Source organism: Micromonospora sp. LA-10, assembly GCF_051853095.1.
In the GTDB taxonomy this organism is placed as follows: Bacteria; Actinomycetota; Actinomycetes; order Mycobacteriales; family Micromonosporaceae; genus Micromonospora; species Micromonospora echinospora_A.
On sequence record NZ_CP195710.1, the window covers coordinates 5,414,625 to 5,432,615 of the forward strand.

The window sequence follows — 17,991 nt, forward strand, 5'->3', positions numbered from 1 at the left end:
GCGCGGGTCAGTCCTCGCCGCGCTCCCCGGCGTCGAGGACTGCCTGCGTCCAGCCGCCCTCCAGCACGCCGGTGCCGTCCAGCACCGCCCAGTCGACCACGTCCGACGCCTCCACCACCACGGGCGAGCCGATCCGCACGCTCGGGTCGGTGTTGGCGTCGCTGGCGCTGGCCGCGACGATCCGTTCCGGCGTGTCCCACGAGGTCACCCCGGCCCAGACGTACTCGGGGCCGTCGTCGCCGGGCAGCCCGTACTTGACCACGAGCTGGCTCTCCTCGGGCAGCCGCCCGGCCAGGAACCGGGCCCGGATGTCGCCGAGCGCCTCCCGGGCGGTCTCCACCGCCCGGCTCATCGCGTCACCGGTGCGGGTGTAGCGCACGTCCGGCTGGATGCCGTTGAACAGCGTCGCGCAGGCGGCGGCGAAGTAGCGGCCGGGCGGCCCCGGATGCCCGGGCGGCGGGTTCAGGCTCAGGAACGAGTCGGCGTCCGGGTCGGTGGCCGGGTCCAGCTCCAGCCGCAGCAGCACCGGCGCGGTCGCGCCGTGCTGCTCCGGATTGCCGTACGCGACGGCGATGTCGTGCCCGGTCACCGTGGCCAGCACCGGCAGCTGCACGAACGCCGGCACCTCCTCGCCGGACAGGCCGTCGGTCCAGTCCCGCAGCAGCCGCCGGGCCGCGCCGGTCATCACCGCGCCCCACGCCCGGGTCAGGTGGTCCGGCACGCCCTGGGCCTGCAACTCCAGCAGCCCGAACCGGCGCAGCCCCTTGGTGGTGAACCAGAGCCCGTCGGCGTCCGACGAGTAGGGCACCAGCACCCAGTCGACGAGCCGGATCCGGCCGCTGTCGTCCGGCAGCGAGCGCAGCGCCGCCGCCGGGTCGAGGAACTGGAGCCCGAAGACGTCCACCACGTCCCCGCCGACCGTCTCGGCGACCGCCGCGGCCACCGCGCGGGCGGCCCACTCGTGCGCGGGCGGCCAGCCCGGCCGGTACTCGGCCTGCACCACCACCAGGTGGGTGGCGGCGGCCAGCCGGGCCAGCTGCTCCTCGGTGGCGCCGAACGCGGTGAGCAGGTCCGGCGGCAGCTCGGGGAACTCGTCCACGGTGCGGGTGTCCACGGTCATCAGCGGACTGTCGAGCATCTGCTTGGCCAGCCCGTGCACCGGCTCGGCGAGCCGGCCGGCCAGCCCTTCCACGGCCGTCTTCGGGCTCACCTTCGGCAGCCCGGTGATCGGTACCAGATAGGTCGCGTCGAGCGACTCGGGCACCGGTACCGGCAGGAAGTCGTCCGTGATGAGCATGCCGTCCCCCTCGACCGCGCCGGTGCACTCGCCCCGAACGCTACCCGCATGGACCGGTGGCGCTCAGCCGGTCAGCACCAGTCCCAGGTAGGACAGCGTGGTGACGATCTCCACGAGCGCCCCGAGCACGTCGCCGGTGATGCCGCCGAAGCGGCGTACCAGGTGCCGGAGCAGCCCGGCCGCGACGGCGAGCGCGCCGAGCACGGCGAGCGGCCCCTGCCACGGACGGTCCTCGACGGCGGGCACTGCCGCCAGCGCGACGGCGACCGCGCCGAGCGCCAGCGCGCCCCATCCGACAGTGCCGGCCACGAGCGCGCCCAGGCCCTCGGGACGGGCCGCCGGCACGCCGCGCCGGCAGGCCAGGCCGACGGCGAGCCGCCCGGCCGCGGTGGCCGCGACCACGGCGGCGAACGCGGCGAGCGCGCCCCGCCCGGCCAGCTCCGCGAGCACCGCGCTCTGGAGCAGGAGTACGACCACGAGCGCGACCACCCCGAACGGGCCGACGTCCGGCTGCTTCATGATCTCCAGCGCGGCCGGACCGCGCCGGTACGAGCCGAGCGCGTCCACGGTGTCGGCCAGCCCGTCCAGGTGCAGCCCTCGGGTGAGCAGCGCGCCCAGCCCGACCGTGACCACGGCGGCGACGAGTGGTGGCGCGAGCGCGCCGGTGAGCAGCAGCACCCCGCCGAGTACGGCGCCGAGCAGCGCGCCGACCAGCGGGGCGAGCGCCATCGCGGTGCCGGCGGCGGCCCGGTCGACCCGTCCGGCGCGTACAGGCGCGGTGGTGAACGTGGTGAGCGCCAGCCGGATGCCGTCGGCGAGCCGCGCCTCAGTCGGCACGTCGGCCGGGGGCCACCGGCTCGTCGGACCCGGTGGTGGTCGGGCCCGGCCCGGCCGGCTCCGGCTCGGCGAAGTCCGGCTCGTCGTCGGTCCGGCCGGCGTCGCGGCCGTCGCCGGAGCTGTTGCCGGCGTCGCTGTCGTAGCTGTCGTCGCCGCCGAGTGACGGGTGTACCGGCAGCGTGGCGGCGAGCGTCAGCGCGGAGCGCAGCAGCGGCAGCGCGGCCAGCGCGGTCGCCCCCTCGCCCAGGTCGAGCCGCAGGTCCACCAGCGGCGTCAGGCCGAGCACGTCGGCGGCCAGGCGCACGCCCGGGCGGCCGCCGTGGTCGGGCAGCAGGCACCAGTGCCGGGCCTGGCCGGCCAGGTCCCGGCTGACCATCGCGGCGGCGGTGCCGACCGGACCGTCCAGCAGCACCGGCAGCCGCCGGGCGGTGGCGCCCAGCAGGACGCCGGTGGCCAGCGCGATGTCGCCGCCGCCCAGCTCGGCCAGGATGTCCTTGGCCTCCCGGGCGGAGCGGCGGGTGCGGTGCAGCGCGTCGCGTACCGCAGCGCAGCGGACCATCCAGGCGGCGTCGTCGATCTCGCCCTGCTCGGTGACCACCCGGCCGAGCACCGTCGGCGGCTCCGCGCCCGCGGTGGCCGCGAGCACCGCCGCGGCGGCCGCCTCGGCGCCGGCCCCGCAGGCGGCCAGCACCAGCAGCCGTACCCCCGCGTCGGCGGCCTGCTCGGCGAGCCGCCAGCCGTAGCGCAGCGCCGCCTCGACCTCGTCGGCGGGCAGGGCCGGGCCGTCCTCGATCGGCGCGGACGTGGGCGCCTCGACGATCTGGAGATCGGCGCGGTTCTCGGCGGCCAGCCGGGCCAGCGCGCCCCGGCCGGCGCGGGCCTGCCGGGCGCGGCGGGCGGACTCGCCGGGCACCGCGCCGGCCGACGCGCCGCCGGCGTGGTCGCCGTGGATCAGCAGCACCCGCACGGCGTCCCAGGGACGCGGGGTGGAGGTGCCCTGGGTGGCCGCGGCGAAGCCGACCACCTGCTCCAGCACGCCGAGACCGGCGCCGGGTACGTCGAGCGTGGCGAGCCGGTCGACCGCCTGCGGACCGGTGTAGTCGTCGGGCATCGGCAGTTCCATGCCCGGCTGGATCACCAGGCCGGTGGCGATCATCGGCAGCGCCATGGTGGGGGCGGCCCAGTCACCCGCACCGGGCGCTTCCGGCGTGGCCGCGGCCGGCACCGGGGCGGCGGCCGGGGTGAGCACCTCGGGCAGCGTCACGTCCCCGGCGCCGAGATCGGCCGGTACGGCCCGGACGGACGCGGCCTCGGTCGGCACGGTCTGGGCCGGCGTGGCCTCGGGCGCCCCTGCCTCGGGCGACGTGCCGGCGGGCGGGACGGTGTGCGCCGCGTGGGCGGGGGCCGGGGCGGCCGGCTTGAGCCACGCGGCCTGCCCGGCCACCACGAGCGCGACCGCGTCGCAGGCGTCGGCGACCGCCCGGTTCGTCGCGCCCAGCGCGTCGGTGAACGCGCGGCCCAGCGGCGTGGTGGGCACCAGGGACAGCCCGACCTCCGGGCTGACCAGCACCAGCCGGGCCTCGCTGGACCGGACCGCAGCGGCCAGCTCGGCGATGGTGGCGGTGTCGTCGGCGGGCTGGTGGGCCGGGTCGAGCAGCACCGTCACCCAGCCGCCCAGGTCGTCCACGATCAGCGTCTCGTTGGGCCCGGCGGTGGCGATCACCTCGGCCAGCCGGCCCGGGTCCGCAGCGGTCTCCTCGGTGGTCCAGCTCCCCGGCCGGCGGGCGCGGTGCGCCGCGAGGCGGGTCGCCCACTCGGTGTCCTCCGGGTCCCCGGCGGGGGCGGTGGCCACGTACCGGACCGTGGGCGCGTCGGCGACCAGCGACTCGGCGAACTCGGACTTGCCGGAGCGGATACCGCCGAGCACCAGGAGGGTGTGCCACCCGTCAACGGACATGCTCCGTACCTTAGATGCCCCCGCCCGGGTGGGGCAGTGAGAGGTGGCTCATCGCGGTCGGCGCTCGGGGGCCTCGAAGCGATAGTCGTTGGGATTCACGTCAACCGGCTTCGGATCCTCCTGCCAGGCTCCCTCGCCGGGGCGGGCGAGGAGCGCGTCGAGCAGCTCCTCCCGGTCCATCTCGTGGGCCGCCTCGATGCCGCCGCGTACCGCCATCGCCCGCACCTCCTCGGTGTCCATCTCCCGCAACGGCCGCATGGTGTCCTCCCTCGCTGACGACGTCCGGCGTGGATACCCCGTTGGTGACGGCCGAACCTTGCGGGCACCCGCGCGTCGGCCCGCGCCGGTCGAGGGGTGAAGCGTCGTGGGCGGGCGACTAGGCTTGCGGAGGTTTGGCGTCCTGCGGGACGACGGCGGCGAGGGGAGACGCGGCATGGCGTGGAGCTGGCGGTACGAGGGCACGAACGGCGACGCGGTCGACGGGCCGGGTGAGTCGTTCACGAGCCAGGCGGACGCCGAGTCGTGGATCGGCCAGACCTGGCGGGAGCTCGCGGCATCCGGCGTCACCACCGTCGTGCTGGTCGAGGACGACCGGGTGGACTACCGGATGAGCCTGCAACCCCCGGCCGAATGACCGGCTACGACCGCCCGGGCGAGCCGCTGGTCCTCGGCGTGCCCCGGGCGGCGTTCCGGCCGAGCCCGATCTTCCTGGCCCTGGTCGCGCTCTTCGTGGCCAGCGGGGTGATGGCCTGGAACCGGTACGGCAACGTCCGGTTCGACGTGTTCCTCTTCGTGGTCTCCGGCTGGCTGGTCTCGCTGTGCCTGCACGAGTACGCCCACGCCGTGGTCGCGTACCGGGCCGGTGACCGGGACATCGCCCACCGGGGCTACCTGACGCTCAACCCGCTGAAGTACACGAGCCCGCTGCTGTCGATCGTGCTGCCGGTGGTCGTGGTGCTGCTCGGCGGCATCGGCCTGCCCGGCGGCGCGGTCTGGGTCGACCGGCACGCCATCCCCGGCCGGCTGCGGCACACGCTGGTCAGCCTGGCCGGGCCGGCCACCAACGTGCTGTTCACGCTGATACTGGTGGCGGCGGTGGCGTGGGGCCCCGAGCTGGGCGGGCCGCTGGAGTTCTGGGCCGGCGTCGGGCTGCTCGCGTTCCTCCAGCTCACCGCCAGCGTGCTCAACCTGCTGCCGGTGCCGGGCCTGGACGGCGGCAACATGCTCCAGCCCTGGCTCAGCCCCGCCTACCGGCGGATGTACGACCTGTTCGCCCCGTACGGCTTCATCCTGCTGTTCGCGCTGCTGTGGAGCCCGCAGATCAACCGGGCGTTCTTCGGCGCGGTGTTCGCCGTCGGCGACGCGCTCGGGCTGCCACGGGAGCTGTACCAGATCGGGTTCGCCCTGATCCGCTTCTGGCAGTAGCCGACCGGCCGTTCCCGGGCCGGAGCGAGCCGGCCCGGGAACGACGCGGCGTCACGGACGCTGCGCCGGGCTCTCGGTCTTCGCCGGGTCCCGCTCGGTGACCGGCTCGACGATCTCGTCGATCGCCTTGAGCAGGTCGGCGTCGAGCTTCACGCCCGCCGCCTTCACGTTGTCGTGCACCTGCTCGGGCCGGGACGCGCCGACGATCGCCGAGGCGACGTTCGGGTTCTGCAGCACCCACGCGACGGCGAGCTGCGCCATCGTCAGCCCGGCCTGCTCGGCCAGCGGCTTGAGCCGCTGCACCCGGGTGAGCACGTCGTCGTTGAGGAACCGCGCGATGAAGTTCGCGCCGGACTTCTCGTCGGTGGCGCGGGAGCCGGCGGGCGGCGGCTGGCCCGGCAGGTACTTGCCGGACAGCACGCCCTGCGCCATCGGCGACCAGACGATCTGACCGATGCCCAGCTCCTCGCTGGCCGGGATCACCTCGGTCTCGATGACCCGCCACAGCATCGAGTACTGCGGCTGGTTGGAGATCAGCGGAATGCGCAGCTCGCGGGCGAGCGCGTGCGCCTCGCGCAGCTGCGACGCCTTCCACTCGGAGACGCCGATGTAGTGCGCCTTGCCGGCGTGTACGACGTCGGCGAAGGCCTCCATCGTCTCCTCCAGCGGCGTGCTGTAGTCGTACCGGTGGGCCTGGTAGAGGTCGACGTGGTCGGTCTGCAGGCGGCGCAGCGAGCCGTCGATCGACTCCATGATGTGCTTGCGGGACAGGCCCCTGTCGTTGCGGCCCGGCCCGGTCGGCCAGTAGACCTTGGTGAAGATCTCCAGCCCTTCGCGGCGCTCACCCTTGAGCGCGCGCCCGAGCACCGACTCGGCCCGGGTGCCGGCGTACACGTCGGCGGTGTCGAACGTGGTGATGCCGCTGTCGAGAGCGGCGCGGACGCACGCGAGCGCGGCGTCCTCCTCGACCTGTGAGCCGTGGGTGATCCAGTTGCCGTACGAGATCTCGCTGACCATCAGGCCGGAGCGGCCCAGGTGACGGAATTCCATGCTCCCGACCCTAGTCCTGCCCGGTACCGGACGCCGTCCGGCGCTCCCCGCCTGCGGCGCGGGCGGCACGGCCGGGGCCGCCGCCGGTCCGGGTGGCGCCGGGCGCGGGTCAGAGCACCGGGCTGGCGTCGGCGAGCAGGCGGTCGATCTCCGCGACCACCGCCGCGCGGCCGGGATGCACCGGGTCGATGAGCGGCTCGCCGCGCCGGTCCAGCGCGCCCCACCGGCCCGACTCCGTGGCGACCAGGAACGCCACCGGATGCACCACCACGCTCGGGTACGCCGGCGTGACCACCACCCGCCCGGCGCGGTCCACCACACCCCGGCGACCGGCCAGCTCCACCACGGCCAGACCGTCGGCGGTGAACCCGTCCACCTTCCGCCCGTCGGCCAGCGGCGTGCCGAGACCGTGGTACCGGGTCGGCACCACCACCTCGCCGGTGAGGTCCACCGCGCCCCAGCCGCCGTTCTGCCGTACCGCTGCCAGTCCGTTGCGGAACGGCCTGACCTCCTCGTATCCGGGCGGGATCCGCACGATGTTCATCCGGTCGACGGCCATCCAGCGGCCCTTGCCGTCCATCGACACCCAGGACAGCCCTTCGGAGAAGGCACCCACCGCCCGGTAGCCGTTGTTCGCCTCGATCAGGGCCGCGCCGGACGTGTCGATCAGCGCCCAGCGCGACGCCTCCGGACGGCGTACCCAGGCCAGCCCTTCGTGGAACGGCTGCGCCTCGGCGTACCGGTGGGCGATCACCATCTCGCCGTCGGCGTTCGCGTACCCCCAGAGCTGCTGCTCCTCGTCGAACGTCGCCACCGGGAGACGCGGGGCGCCGAGCACCTCCTCGGGCCGGCGCGGCGCGGGACCGAAACCGTCGGCGGCGGCCCGCTCCGCGACCGCGTCCAGCGCCACCTCGACGCGCGCGTTCATCGCCGCGTCCTCGCCGTGCCGCAGGTCCAGCGCCCGCTCGAAGTGCAGGCACGCCTCGGTCAGCCGGCCCTGGTCGTAGCAGCTCCGCCCGGCGTGCTCGTGCAGCAACGCGCGCAGCGGGTCCGGCAGCTCCGGCGAGTTCGTCTCGGCGAAGAGCCGGTCGGCCTCCGCGTGGTCACCCCGCCACCGCAGCGCCTCGGCCAGACGGGCGCGGGCCAGCGCGGTACGCCGCAGCTCACCAGTCGACTCCGCGTACGTGACGGCCAGCCGCGCGTCCCCGAGCGCGTCGTCCAGGTCGCCGAGGATCCGCGACGCCACCGCCCGCAGACTCAGCAACCGGGCCCGGCCACGGTTGTCCAGTGTGGTGTCGAGCTTGCCGGTCAGGCCGTCCCGGATGAGCCGCAACTGCGCCGGATCGGGCGCCTCCTCGCGCAGCGTACGCGGATCCAGCCGCCAGCCGACCGCGGCGAGGGCCTGCTCCGGGTCCGCCGGGGGCGGCGGCGGTGCCACCGGCGCGGCGTCCGCTTCGGCCTCCGGTTCCTGGGTACGGGGAGTCGGCGCGTCATCGGTCTGACCGGTCGGCGCGTCGGTCGGCTCGGGTGGTGCGGGCTCGCGGTCGTGCTCTGGGTCGACGGCTGCGGCGTCGGTGTGGGCTACGGGATCATCGTCGATGGCTTCGGCGTCTGCGCGGTCCGGGTCACCGGTCGCGTCGGCCGGTGTGGGCTCGCTGTCGGAGGCGTCGGGCGGCGCGGCGGCCGGGGTGTCGGCGGGCTCCGGTTGCGGCGCTGTGACGTCGGTGTGGTCGGCGTCGGCGGGCTCCGGCGGCGAGGTTGTCTCGGTGCGATCGCCGTCGGCCTCGGTGTCGGCGGGGACCGGCGGCGGGCCTGCGATCTCGGCGTCGGCGGGTGCTGGCGGCGAGGACGAGATGTCGGCGCGCTCGACGTCGGCGGGTTCTGGCTGCGAGGACGAGATGCCGGTGCGGTCGGCCTCGGCGCGGAGGCCGACGGGCTCCGGTTGCGAGGTTGCGATGCTGATGCGCTCGGCGTCGGCGCCGATGCCGACGGATGCCGGTTGCGCGGCTGTGACGTCGCTGCGGTCGCTGTTGACCGGCGTGTTGACCGGTTCCGGTGCGGCAGCCCTGTTGTCGGTGTGAGCGGGCCCGTCCAGGTCGGCGGCGGTCGTCAATTCTGTCGGTGCCCCACCGACAGCCTCCGATGCCGCTGCGCCCTGCGTGGCTCCGGCGTCGACGAGGGGAGTGGCGCCGTTCGGCGCGGTATCCGATGCGGGCGCGGTCGCGCCGGGTGCTGCCTCCACAGTGACCGGCGGCTCGGCGTCGGTGACCGGCTCGTCGCTTCCGGTGTCAGCGAGCATGCGGTTGCGCGCGTTCTCGCCGCTGGTGGCGGGCCCGGCCGGCGTGTCCAGGCGCCCGGCCGCCGGTTCGGTGGTAGTTCCTCGCTCCGCCGGTGTGCCACCGGCCGGCGCGTCGGCCGTCGGTGTGGGGCGGGTCGGTGCGTCGGCGGTGGAGTCGCGGTCGGTCGGTGCGTCGGCGGTGGGGTCGCGGTCGGTCGGTGTGTCGGCGGTGCTTGTGGACGTGCTGGTGCTGGTGGCGGCCGGGGTGTCGTTGCTGGTTGCGGCGTCGGATGGGGTGGTGACGCCGGTCCCCGGCAGCGTCGAGGCGCTGACCACCCCGCCCGCAGCCACCGCGGAGGCACGGGCCGACGTCGCGGCACCGTCTCCCACGGGCATCCCTGGAGGCGTCGTCGCCGGCTCAGCTCGGTCCGCCGAAGATCTTGGTACGAAATGGCCTCCAGAGGGGCCGAAATCTTCCAAGATCTCCGGCGGCTTCGGGGCCTCGACGGGCTGGCTGGGGCGGAACCATGCCTCGGGGCCGGATTTCGTGGCCGGGGAGGACGGAGTCGCCGTCTCCGCGTGGGGGTGCTCGGCTCGCTCCGGCTGCTCGTCGGTCGGGTCGATGGACGGGCCGGTTGCCGTCCGCGCGGTGCCGGGCAGGGGCCGGGGGGCGCTGACGTCGGCGTCGGGCTGGTTGGTCCCGGTGGCAGACCTGGAGGGGGCGCTCACCTCGGACTCGCGACGACCGGCATCCGCACCCGGCGTGGCTCCGGTGTCCGGTCCGGCGGCCGGTTCGGCGGTGGTGACGGGCTTGGCGGTGGCGACGGGTTCGGCGGCGGGCCGGGGCGCGATCGGGGCCGACTGCTCTACCGAGTCGGCGGGCCTGGCCTCGGTTCGCTGCTCGGCCGGCCGAGCCGGCGTGGGTACGGCCGGCCTGTCGGTGCTCTGCTGTGCGGGCGCGGAACCCGGGTAAGCGGGCGGTGCCGGACGAGCCGTCGCGGCCTGGGCCGGGCTCACCGGGCCGGTGGAAGGCGGGTCATGACGCTCGCCGGTCCGGTCCTGCGGCGGGCCGGAGACGGGCGGGGCGGAATCGCGCACCCCGGAAGGCCGCGCTCCGGAAACCGGCACGACCGAAGCGGGCGCCCGGGTAACGGGCGCGTCGGAAGGCGGCGCGGCGGGGGTGACCGCGCCGGAAGCGGGAGTGCCCACGACGGGCACGCCGGCCTGCGGCGCAGGAGACGCCGGACGCGGGGTGTCGCCGGTCCGAGGCGTGGCCGAGCCCTCCCCGGAACGGCCGGGCGCCGCCGGCGGCGGCACCGGATCAGGGCGTCCCGGGGCGACCCGGGGACGGTCGTCGGGGCGGGTGTGTGCGGCCGGTTCGACAGGCGCCGTCTCCCGGCCCTCGGCGACCCGGGGCGGCGGGTAACTGGCCGGCCGCACCGGCCACTGCGCTGGCGGCGACGACCTGCGTTCTTCCGGCGGAGCCGGCCTGCGCCCGGCCGACGACGTCGAGCTGCGCTCGTCCGGCCCGCGCACGTCCGACGACGCCGGCCTGCGCTCGTCCGACGACGCCGGCCTGCGCTCGTCCGACGACGCCGGCCTGCGCTCGTCCGACGACGCCGGTCTGCGCTCGTCCGGCATTGCCGAAGTGCGCTCGTCGGACGACGTCGAGCTGCGCTCATTCGGCGGCGTGGACCGGCGCTCGTCCGGCGGGGCCGGCCTGCGCGTGTCCTGCGACGCCCGGCGGTCTTCCGGCTGCGCGGGACTCCGGTCGGGCGATCCGGGCCGGAGGGCGTCCGGCCGCGTCGGCCACTGCGGGGTGCGGGTCTCGGGACGGGCGGCGGCGTCCGGCTGTGGCCGATCGGGCTCGGGACGGGGCATGGCGCTGGGTGGCCGGGTGGCGGAGGGCTGCGAGCGCACCTCGTCGCGGTGACCGGCCAGGTCGGACTGGCTGCCCGGACCGGTCGGCCGGGTGTCCCGCGAGCCTGGGCGGACGGAACTGCCCTGCTCCGGGTGGCGTGCGTCGGGGTGGGCGGCGTCGGACGGCTGCATCGGGTACCGCTGCGGCGCCGGCCGTTCCGCCTGTGGGCGCTGCCGTTCGTCCGGCCGGCGCGTGTCCGGCTCGGGACGGGACCGCGGCTCGATGATGGGCCACTCGCCCTGGTGCGGGCGGGACCGGTCGGCCGGCGGGCGCTGACCCTGCCACCGCTGGTCGGCGCCGGGACGCGGTGCGCCGTACCGGTCGGGCTCGGTCTGCGGATGCCCGTTCTCGGGCGCGCGGCGCTGGGTGTCCGGGTACGCGGCGGCCTCCCGGCCCGGCGCACGGCCACCTGCCAAGGGACGGCCGTCCGTCGACGCACGGCCGTCAGTCGGCGGGCGGTGATCTGCCGGGGCACGGCCGTCCACCGGCTCACGCCGCTCCGCCGGGGGACGGCGGCTCGGGTCACGCCAGCCGTCACCGTCGGTGCCGCGCCAACCGTCCCGGCCCGGCTGGCCCCACCCGGCCGCGCCCCGCTCCAGCGGCGGCACAGCGTCGTCGCGCCGATCGGCCGGGCGCCCGGCACCGTGGTCACGCCGCCCGTCGAACGGCGGATCCCGGCGCTCGTCCGGGAAGCGGTCGCGGCGTCCGTCGGGCATGGACTCGCGGCGCCCGGCGGGGGAGCGGTCCCGCCGCGCGTCGGGCGCCGAGCCCCACCGCTGTTCCGACGCGGCGGCCTGGCCCTCGACCGGGGCGCGGCGTCCGTCGGCCTGGTGCGGGCGGTCGGCAGGGCGCTCGGCGTGGTGCGGGAACTCGTTCGGCTCCGGCATCCAGCCGGGCTGGGACGGCCGACGCGGTGCGGCATCGGGACGTACCCAGCGCTGGTCGAGCCGCTGCTCGGGCGGCGTGGGCGGGCCGGTGCGGTGCCGATCCTCCGGCCAGGGCCGTCCCCCGTCCGCAGGGTGCCCGCGACGATCGTCCGGAGGGCTGCCGGCAGGGCGCTGGCCGCCGTGACCCGCAGGCCCGACCGGGTACGCCCCGCGGGAAGCGGCCGGGCCGTCACCGCGTGGACCGCCGGACCTCGCCGGCTCGGCCCCGCGCGGACCGGCTGGACCGGTCGGGTACGTGCCATGTGGACCGGCCGGGTGCGCGCCGCGTGGGCCGGCCGGACTGATGGGGTACGTGCCGTCTCGACCGGCCGGGTGCCCGCCGCGTGGGCCGGCCGGACTGGTCGGGTACGTGCCGCGTGGGCCGGCCGGACTGGTCGGGTACGTGCCGCCTGGACCGGCCGGACTGACGGGGTACACGTCGCCGCGCGGACCCGCGGGACTCACCGGATCGGCCCTGCGGGGCCCCGCAGGGTTGACCGGGCGCTCGTCGCGTGGACCCGCCGGGCCGGCGGGATGCGGGCCGTGCGGACCCGCCGGGCTGACCGGATGCGCGTCGCGGGGGCCGGCCGGGCGGACCGGATGCCCGCTCCCGCCGTGCGCCGCACGGCCCGGCCGGGGACCGGCGGGGCTGATCGGGTAGGCGTCACCGGACGCCGGGCTGACCGGATGGAATCCGACGGGACTGACCGGGTGCGCGCCCGCAGGGCTGACCGGATACGGATCGGCGTCGGGCGCGGGACTGACCGGGTGGAACCCGGCCGGGCTGACCGGGTGCGCGCCGGCGGGACTGATCGGGTTCGCGCCGGCCGGGCTGACCGGGTACGGGTCGGCGTCGGGCGCGGGGCTGACCGGGCGTACCTCGGCCCGGCCGATCACGGCGCGGCGGCGCGGCGTCAGGTTCTCGATGCCGATGTCACCGGGGTAGCGCTGCCCGGGGAACTGCGGCTGCCATTCGTGGGTGGGCTCGGCGGCCCAGGCCGGTTCGGCCGGCTCGCGCCAGCTGCCCCAGCCGCTCATCGGCAACCCCTCCCGCCGCTCGCGCGGGACGGCCCCGGGGCCGGCTCGCGTCGCTCGCTCACGGCGGTGTCACCTCATTGGAAATTCTCGCGCGGGGGCCCGGACGTGCCGGTACAGTCGCCCGGTCCAGCACGTCGTGGCTGCGGAAGGAGGGTAACGGCGTGGGCTCGGTCACCGCCACTGTGGCACCACCCACCGGCGCACACGTTACCCCATGGTTTCGGACATTCGGCGCGATCGCGGCGGCCGGGTTCCGGCGGCACGCCACCTACCGCCAAGCCGCCGTGGCGGGGCTGTGCACCAACACCGTGTTCGGCTTTCTGCGCTGCTACATCTTCCTCGCCGCGACCGGCGCGGCCGGCACCGTGGCCGGCTACGACCGGGCGCAGCTCGCCACGTTCGTCTGGGCCGGCCAGGGGCTACTGGCGGTCGTCGCCGTCTGGGGCTGGACCGACCTGGCCGACCGGATCCGCACCGGGGAGGTGGCCGCCGACCTGCTGCGGCCGGTGCATCCGGTGACCAGTTACCTCGCCACCGACCTGGGCCGGGCCGGGTTCGCGGCGCTGGCCCGGCTGGTGCCGCCGCTGGTGATCGGGCCGTTGTTCTTCGCGGTGTACGTGCCCCGGCACTGGGCCACGGTGCCGCTGTTCCTGCTCTCCGCGCTGCTCGCGGTGGTGGTCTGCTTCGGCTGCCGCTATCTGGTCAACGCCACCGCGTACTGGTTGCAGGACGTCCGGGGCCCGATGATCCTGTGGACGCTCGGTTCGGGCGTGCTGGCCGGGCTCTACTTCCCGCTCGGGTTCCTGCCGGGTCCGCTGGAGGCGGTCCTGCGGTACGCCACCCCGTTCCCGAGCATCCTCCAGGTGCCGCTGGACGTGCTGGTGGAGCGGGAGCCGGTGTCCACCGGTCTCGCCCTGGTCGGGGTGCAGGCCGGCTGGGTGGTGGTGCTGCTGGCGCTGTGTCGGCTGGTCCAGCGCCGCGCCGAGCGCCGTCTGGTGGTCCAGGGTGGCTGAGCGCGGCAGCGCGCCCAGGGCGCTTGACCTGGCTGAGCTGCGGGCGTACCGGGCGCTGCTCGGCGCGCAGGCGCGCTCGCAGGCGGCGTACCGCACCTCGTTCGTGGTGGACCTGGTCGGCAACGTGGGCGCGACGGTGTTCGACGTGGTCACCGTCCTGGTGCTCTTCGGCGTGACGCGGGAGCTGGGCGGCTTCACGCTGCGCGAGACGCTCGTCGTGGTCGGGCTGTCGTCGTGCGGCTTCGCCACCGCCGACCTGCTGGTCGGCAACATCGAACGGCTTCCCCGGTACGTGCGCACCGGCCTCTTCGACGCCGTGCTGGTCCGCCCGCTCGGCGCGCTGCCGCAGCTGCTGCTGATGGACCTGCCGCTGCGCAAGCTGTCCCGGGCCGTGTTCGGGCTGGCGGTGCTGCTGTTCGCGCTGGCGTCGGCGGGGATCGACTGGACACCGGCCCGGGTGGCGCTGGCGGTCGTCGCGCCGTTGGCCGCCGTGGTCTTCTTCGCCTCGGTCTTCGTGCTGACCGCCACCGTGTCGTTCTACTGGGTCGACTCGGGCGAGCTGGCCAACTCGGTGACCTACGGCGGGCGCGACTTCACCTCGTACCCGGTCACCGTGTACGGCGGCTGGTTCCGCGCGCTGTTCGCGTACGGGATGGGGTTCGCCTTCGTCAGTTACCACCCGGCGCTGGCGCTGCTGGGCCGCGCCGACCCGCTCGGCCTGCCGTCCTGGGCGGGCTGGGCCGCGCCGGGCGTCGCTGTGGTCGCGGCGGCGCTGGCCGCCCTGGCCTGGCGCGTCGGGGTCCGTCACTACCGGAGTACGGGGTCATGAGCGTCATCGAGATGGACGGGCTGCGCAAGGAGTTCACGGTCCGGGTCCGGGCCGGGCGGTTGCGCCGCGAGAAGCGGACGGTGACCGCCGTCGACGGGGTCGACCTGCGGGTGGAGCGCGGCGAGATGCTCGGCTACATCGGCCCGAACGGCGCCGGGAAGTCGACGACGCTGAAGATGCTCACCGGCGTGCTGACGCCGTCGGCGGGGCGGGCCCGGGTGTGCGGGCTGCGCCCGGTGGCCGACCGGACGCGGCTGGCGCTGCGCATCGGGGTGGTGTTCGGGCAGCGCTCGCAGCTGTGGTGGGACCTGCCGCTGCGGGACTCGTTCGACCTGTTGCGGTACGTCTACCGGGTGCCGGCCGGCGAGCACGCGGCCCGGCTGGCCCGCTGCCGGGACCTGCTCGACCTGGACGGGTTCCTGGACACGCCGGTCCGGCAGCTCTCGCTCGGACAGCGGATGCGCGGCGAGCTGACCGCGGCGCTGCTGCACGGCCCGGAGGTGCTGTTCCTGGACGAGCCGACGATCGGCCTGGACGTGGTGAGCAAGCAGGCGGTGCGGGGTTTCCTGGCCGAGCTGGGCCGGGCCGGTGACACCACGCTCGTGCTCACCACGCACGACCTGGCCGACATCGAGCGGCTCTGCCGGCGGCTCGTGGTGATCGACCACGGGCGCGTGGTGCACGACGGGTCGATCGCCGAGCTGCACCGCCGGTACGGCTCGCGCCGGATGGTGGTCGCCGAGCTGGACGCGGCGCTGCCCGAGCCGCCGCTGCTTCCCGGCGCGCCGGTGCAGCGGGTGGAGGCGGACGGGCGGCGGCTGGTCTTCGCGCTGGAACAGGCGACCGTCGCCGAGGTGGTGGCCGGGCTGGCCGGCCTGGCCACGTTGCGGGACATCGCGATCGTGGAGCCGGACATCGAGGAGGTCGTGGCCCGGCTCTACCGGGCGCCCGCCGCCGTCACGGGTGCTCCATGACGAGTACGGCGAAGGTGCCGGGGGCCAGCGCCTCGTACCGGTGCGGGGTGTCACCGGGGAACGTGGCGTAGTCGCCGGGTCCCAGCTCGACCGGGTCGGTCTCGGGACCGACGCGCATCCGCCCGGCGGCGACCACGACGTGTTCGACGCTGCGCGGGGTGTGCGCCTCGGCGAGCCGTACCGCACCGGGTTCCAGCTCCATCACGTAGACGTCCCGCCGCACGTGCGGTGACCCGGCGGCGAGCAGGGTGGCGGAGAAGTCGGCGTGCTCGGAGCGGATCCGGGGGCCCTCACCGGCCCGTACCACCCGCACGGCGGCGACCGGCGGTTCGACCAGGCGGCTGAACGGTACGTCCAGCGCCACGCCGAGCGCCCAGAGCGTCTCCACGCTGGGGTTTCCGGCGCCGGACTCCAGTTGGGACAGCGTGGACTTGGCGATGCCGGCGCGGCGGGCCAGCTCGGTCAGCGACAGGCCCGCCCGTTCGCGCTCGCGGCGCAGCGCTGCCGCGATGGTGGCGAGTGGGGGAGCGGGGTCGATCGCCATGTGTTCGCTCCAACGGTCGGTTTGTTCGGTTTGACGAACAAGCGTTCTCGCGTTCAGGATAATGGACATGCGTACGGCATACCGAACGGGCGACGCCCGGGTGCTCCGCGACGTCGCCGCCATCGGCGCGGCGATGCTCGCCGTGGGCGCGTCGTTCGGCGCCGTGGCGGTGGCGGCCGGCCTGCCCGCCTGGGCCACGCTGGCCATGTCGGCGATCGTCTACGCCGGTGGCGCCCAGTTCATGGCCGTGGGCCTCGTCGTGGCGGGCAGCCCGCTCGCGGCGGTCCTCGCCGGCCTGCTCCTCAACGCTCGGCACCTGCCGTTCGGCCTGGCCCTCGGCGGCGCGCTCGGCACCCGGCGCTGGCAACGGATGCTCGGCAGCCACCTGATGACCGACGAGGCGACCGCGTTCGCGCTGGCCCGCCCGGCCGGACCGGGGCGGCGCCGGGCGTTCTGGCTAGCCGGGGTGCTGCTGTTCCTGGCCTGGAACGCCGGCACCGCGCTCGGCGTGCTCGCCGGGGGCGCGGCCGGCGACCCGGCCGCCCTGGGACTCGACGCCGCCTTCCCGGCCGGGCTGGCCGCCCTGCTGCTGCCCAGCCTGCGTGACCGGGAGACCCGCCGGGTGGCGCTGCTCGGCGCCGGCCTGGCCGTGCTGGCGACGCCGCTGCTGCCGGCCGGGCTGCCGGTGCTGCTCGCGCTCGCCGCGCTGACCCTGCCCCTGCTGGCCCGCCGCCGCCCGCCCGCCGCGTCGTCCGAGCCGGATGCCGCGCCGGACGGAAACGAAGCGGCTGACGGCCGGAGCGTACGGGCCGGGGAGGTCTCGTGCTGATCGCCGTGATCCTCGCCCTGGCCGCCGGCACCTACGGCTTCCGCGTCGCCGGGGTGCTGCTGCGGGACCGGCTGGACCTGCCCGAATGGGCCCGGCACCTGCTGCCGGTCGGCGCCGCCACGCTGCTGGCCGCGCTCGCCGCCACCGCGGCGCTGACCGAGGCCGGTGGCTTCGCCGGGTACGCCCGGCCCGCCGGCGTGCTGGTCGGCCTGGTGCTCGCCTGGCGCCGGGCGCCGTTCGTGCTGGTCGTGGTCGCGGCGGCGGCCACCACCGCGCTGCTGCGCCTGCTCGGCGTGGCCTGAGCGCGGCCGCTGCCCGCAAGACGTCGGCCGGTTCCCGCACGAGAACGGCCCCTCACCGCCGGGGCGGGAAGGGGCCGATTCGAAGCGAGGCCGGTCAGACCTTGTCGCCGATGTTCACCCGGGGCGCGGGAGCGCGCATCCGGCGGAACGTGATCGACCGCATGATCGCGTAGAAGTAGATCGAGCCGAGCTTCTCGGTGCTCTTCGGGAAGCGCTCGCGGATCAGCCGCTTGATCTTCCGGGAGATCAGCACCGAGTCGATCAGCACGCCGAGCGCCAGCGCGCCCCACAGCAGGTTGGACAGCAGCCGCACGATCGGCGGCATGGCCTGGTTGGAGCCGACCAGCACGATCAGCGCGCCGCCGAAGAACCAGGTGCCGACCGTACGCCGGGAGTCGACCACGTTGCGGGCCAGCAGCCGCTCGGGGCCCCGGTCACGCGGGCCGCCCTCGCGACGGAACTCGGCGGCGGCCTCGGCGCGGGCGGCGCGGCGCTGCGCGCGGGCCTCCTCCTTGGTCAGCGGCTTGGCCGGCGCGGTCGGCCGGCGGCCGGCGACCGGGCGCTTCGGCGTGACCTGCCCGAGTTCCTTCTTGCTGGGCGTGTAGCCCCGGGGGCGGTCGGCGGAGGACTCCTCGTCGGTCGTCACAGTGGTGACGGATTCCTCGACGAGGTCGGTGGACTTGCGGCGAAACAGCGACGGCACGCGGCAAGGGTAGCCAACCGGCCGCGCCCGGTGCACATCACGGGTGCACCGGGCGCGGGACCGGGACG

The 17,991-nt window shown here is 75.9% G+C and carries 15 protein-coding genes; 7 read left to right on the forward strand and 8 right to left on the reverse strand.

Going from position 1 to position 17,991, the window contains the following annotated elements; translation table 11 throughout:
* Positions 1-7: 7 nt before the first annotated feature.
* The 4 genes from ACSDG8_RS25585 to ACSDG8_RS25600 all read right to left on the reverse strand — a co-directional run bounded on the left by ACSDG8_RS25585 (position 8) and on the right by ACSDG8_RS25600 (position 4,349).
* The gene (locus ACSDG8_RS25585; protein ID WP_210897164.1) at positions 8-1,297 is read right to left on the reverse strand and encodes a DUF2314 domain-containing protein; all 1,290 of its coding nucleotides are present in this window, start codon (positions 1,295-1,297) and stop codon (positions 8-10) included.
* Positions 1,298-1,360: 63 nt separating this feature from the next.
* Positions 1,361-2,134 (reverse strand): adenosylcobinamide-GDP ribazoletransferase, encoded by a 774-nt coding sequence (cobS, locus tag ACSDG8_RS25590; protein ID WP_210897162.1) that lies wholly within the window; start codon positions 2,132-2,134, stop codon positions 1,361-1,363.
* Positions 2,124-4,091 (reverse strand): bifunctional adenosylcobinamide kinase/adenosylcobinamide-phosphate guanylyltransferase, encoded by a 1,968-nt coding sequence (locus tag ACSDG8_RS25595; protein WP_210897160.1) that lies wholly within the window; start codon positions 4,089-4,091, stop codon positions 2,124-2,126. Before ACSDG8_RS25595 ends, cobS begins: the two co-directional genes overlap by 11 nt.
* Before the next feature lie 48 nt (positions 4,092-4,139).
* Positions 4,140-4,349 (reverse strand): hypothetical protein, encoded by a 210-nt coding sequence (locus ACSDG8_RS25600; protein WP_030500114.1) that lies wholly within the window; start codon positions 4,347-4,349, stop codon positions 4,140-4,142.
* Positions 4,350-4,524: 175 nt separating this feature from the next.
* Between ACSDG8_RS25600 and ACSDG8_RS25605 the strand changes: the two genes are divergently transcribed.
* Together ACSDG8_RS25605 and ACSDG8_RS25610 are read left to right on the forward strand one after the other, a co-directional pair.
* On the forward strand, positions 4,525-4,725 hold the full coding sequence (locus ACSDG8_RS25605) for a hypothetical protein (RefSeq protein ID WP_073831474.1): 201 nt from the start codon (positions 4,525-4,527) through the stop codon (positions 4,723-4,725).
* Positions 4,722-5,516: a site-2 protease family protein gene (locus ACSDG8_RS25610; protein ID WP_210897158.1), complete on the forward strand. Its 795-nt coding sequence runs from the start codon at positions 4,722-4,724 to the stop codon at positions 5,514-5,516. The genes ACSDG8_RS25605 and ACSDG8_RS25610 overlap by 4 nt, the downstream gene beginning before the upstream one ends.
* 51 nt (positions 5,517-5,567) lie before the next feature.
* Here the strand turns inward: ACSDG8_RS25610 and ACSDG8_RS25615 are convergent, their stop codons facing one another.
* Together ACSDG8_RS25615 and ACSDG8_RS25620 are read right to left on the reverse strand one after the other, a co-directional pair.
* The gene (locus ACSDG8_RS25615; protein WP_210897156.1) at positions 5,568-6,566 is read right to left on the reverse strand and encodes an aldo/keto reductase family protein; all 999 of its coding nucleotides are present in this window, start codon (positions 6,564-6,566) and stop codon (positions 5,568-5,570) included.
* Positions 6,567-6,675: 109 nt separating this feature from the next.
* Positions 6,676-9,234 (reverse strand): WG repeat-containing protein, encoded by a 2,559-nt coding sequence (locus ACSDG8_RS25620; protein ID WP_439427298.1) that lies wholly within the window; start codon positions 9,232-9,234, stop codon positions 6,676-6,678.
* 3,656 nt (positions 9,235-12,890) lie between these two features.
* Between ACSDG8_RS25620 and ACSDG8_RS25625 the strand changes: the two genes are divergently transcribed.
* From ACSDG8_RS25625 to ACSDG8_RS25635, 3 genes are read left to right on the forward strand one after another with little or no spacing between them, the layout of a single operon-like run.
* The gene (locus ACSDG8_RS25625) at positions 12,891-13,742 is read left to right on the forward strand and encodes an ABC transporter permease (protein WP_210897154.1); all 852 of its coding nucleotides are present in this window, start codon (positions 12,891-12,893) and stop codon (positions 13,740-13,742) included.
* A gap of 28 nt (positions 13,743-13,770) precedes the next feature.
* Positions 13,771-14,571, forward strand: a complete 801-nt coding sequence (locus tag ACSDG8_RS25630; protein ID WP_210897267.1) for an ABC transporter permease — start codon at positions 13,771-13,773, stop codon at positions 14,569-14,571.
* Entirely contained in the window at positions 14,568-15,545 is a 978-nt protein-coding gene (locus ACSDG8_RS25635) for an ABC transporter ATP-binding protein (RefSeq protein ID WP_210897152.1), read from the forward strand. The genes ACSDG8_RS25630 and ACSDG8_RS25635 overlap by 4 nt, the downstream gene beginning before the upstream one ends.
* Here the strand turns inward: ACSDG8_RS25635 and ACSDG8_RS25640 are convergent.
* Positions 15,529-16,089: a helix-turn-helix domain-containing protein gene (locus tag ACSDG8_RS25640; protein ID WP_116507606.1), complete on the reverse strand. Its 561-nt coding sequence runs from the start codon at positions 16,087-16,089 to the stop codon at positions 15,529-15,531. The two genes, ACSDG8_RS25635 and ACSDG8_RS25640, sit on opposite strands and share 17 nt — an antisense overlap.
* 67 nt (positions 16,090-16,156) lie before the next feature.
* Here ACSDG8_RS25640 and ACSDG8_RS25645 point away from each other — a divergent pair, with 67 nt between their 5' ends.
* Both ACSDG8_RS25645 and ACSDG8_RS25650 read left to right on the forward strand, forming a co-directional pair.
* Positions 16,157-16,918 carry an AzlC family ABC transporter permease gene (locus ACSDG8_RS25645; RefSeq protein WP_210897150.1) on the forward strand — a complete coding sequence of 254 codons (762 nt, stop codon included), beginning with the start codon at positions 16,157-16,159 and terminating at the stop codon, positions 16,916-16,918.
* Positions 16,912-17,220, forward strand: coding sequence for an AzlD domain-containing protein (locus ACSDG8_RS25650; RefSeq protein ID WP_210897148.1), 309 nt, complete (start codon positions 16,912-16,914; stop codon positions 17,218-17,220). Before ACSDG8_RS25645 ends, ACSDG8_RS25650 begins: the two co-directional genes overlap by 7 nt.
* A gap of 94 nt (positions 17,221-17,314) precedes the next feature.
* Here ACSDG8_RS25650 and ACSDG8_RS25655 read toward each other — a convergent pair whose 3' ends face one another.
* The gene (locus tag ACSDG8_RS25655; RefSeq protein WP_210897146.1) at positions 17,315-17,923 is read right to left on the reverse strand and encodes a DUF3043 domain-containing protein; all 609 of its coding nucleotides are present in this window, start codon (positions 17,921-17,923) and stop codon (positions 17,315-17,317) included.
* Positions 17,924-17,991 lie beyond the last annotated feature (68 nt).

Excerpts from the sequence above, each read along its gene's own strand:
- ACSDG8_RS25585 (WP_210897164.1), bottom strand. The coding sequence starts at position 1,297 with ATGCTCATCACGGACGACTTCCTGCCGGTACCGGTGCCCGAGTCGCTC.
- ACSDG8_RS25595 (WP_210897160.1), bottom strand. The coding sequence starts at position 4,091 with ATGTCCGTTGACGGGTGGCACACCCTCCTGGTGCTCGGCGGTATCCGC.
- ACSDG8_RS25600 (WP_030500114.1), bottom strand. The coding sequence starts at position 4,349 with ATGCGGCCGTTGCGGGAGATGGACACCGAGGAGGTGCGGGCGATGGCG.
- ACSDG8_RS25605 (WP_073831474.1), top strand. The coding sequence starts at position 4,525 with ATGGCGTGGAGCTGGCGGTACGAGGGCACGAACGGCGACGCGGTCGAC.
- ACSDG8_RS25610 (WP_210897158.1), top strand. The coding sequence starts at position 4,722 with ATGACCGGCTACGACCGCCCGGGCGAGCCGCTGGTCCTCGGCGTGCCC.
- ACSDG8_RS25615 (WP_210897156.1), bottom strand. The coding sequence starts at position 6,566 with ATGGAATTCCGTCACCTGGGCCGCTCCGGCCTGATGGTCAGCGAGATC.
- ACSDG8_RS25635 (WP_210897152.1), top strand. The coding sequence starts at position 14,568 with ATGAGCGTCATCGAGATGGACGGGCTGCGCAAGGAGTTCACGGTCCGG.
- ACSDG8_RS25640 (WP_116507606.1), bottom strand. The coding sequence starts at position 16,089 with ATGGCGATCGACCCCGCTCCCCCACTCGCCACCATCGCGGCAGCGCTG.
- ACSDG8_RS25645 (WP_210897150.1), top strand. The coding sequence starts at position 16,157 with ATGCGTACGGCATACCGAACGGGCGACGCCCGGGTGCTCCGCGACGTC.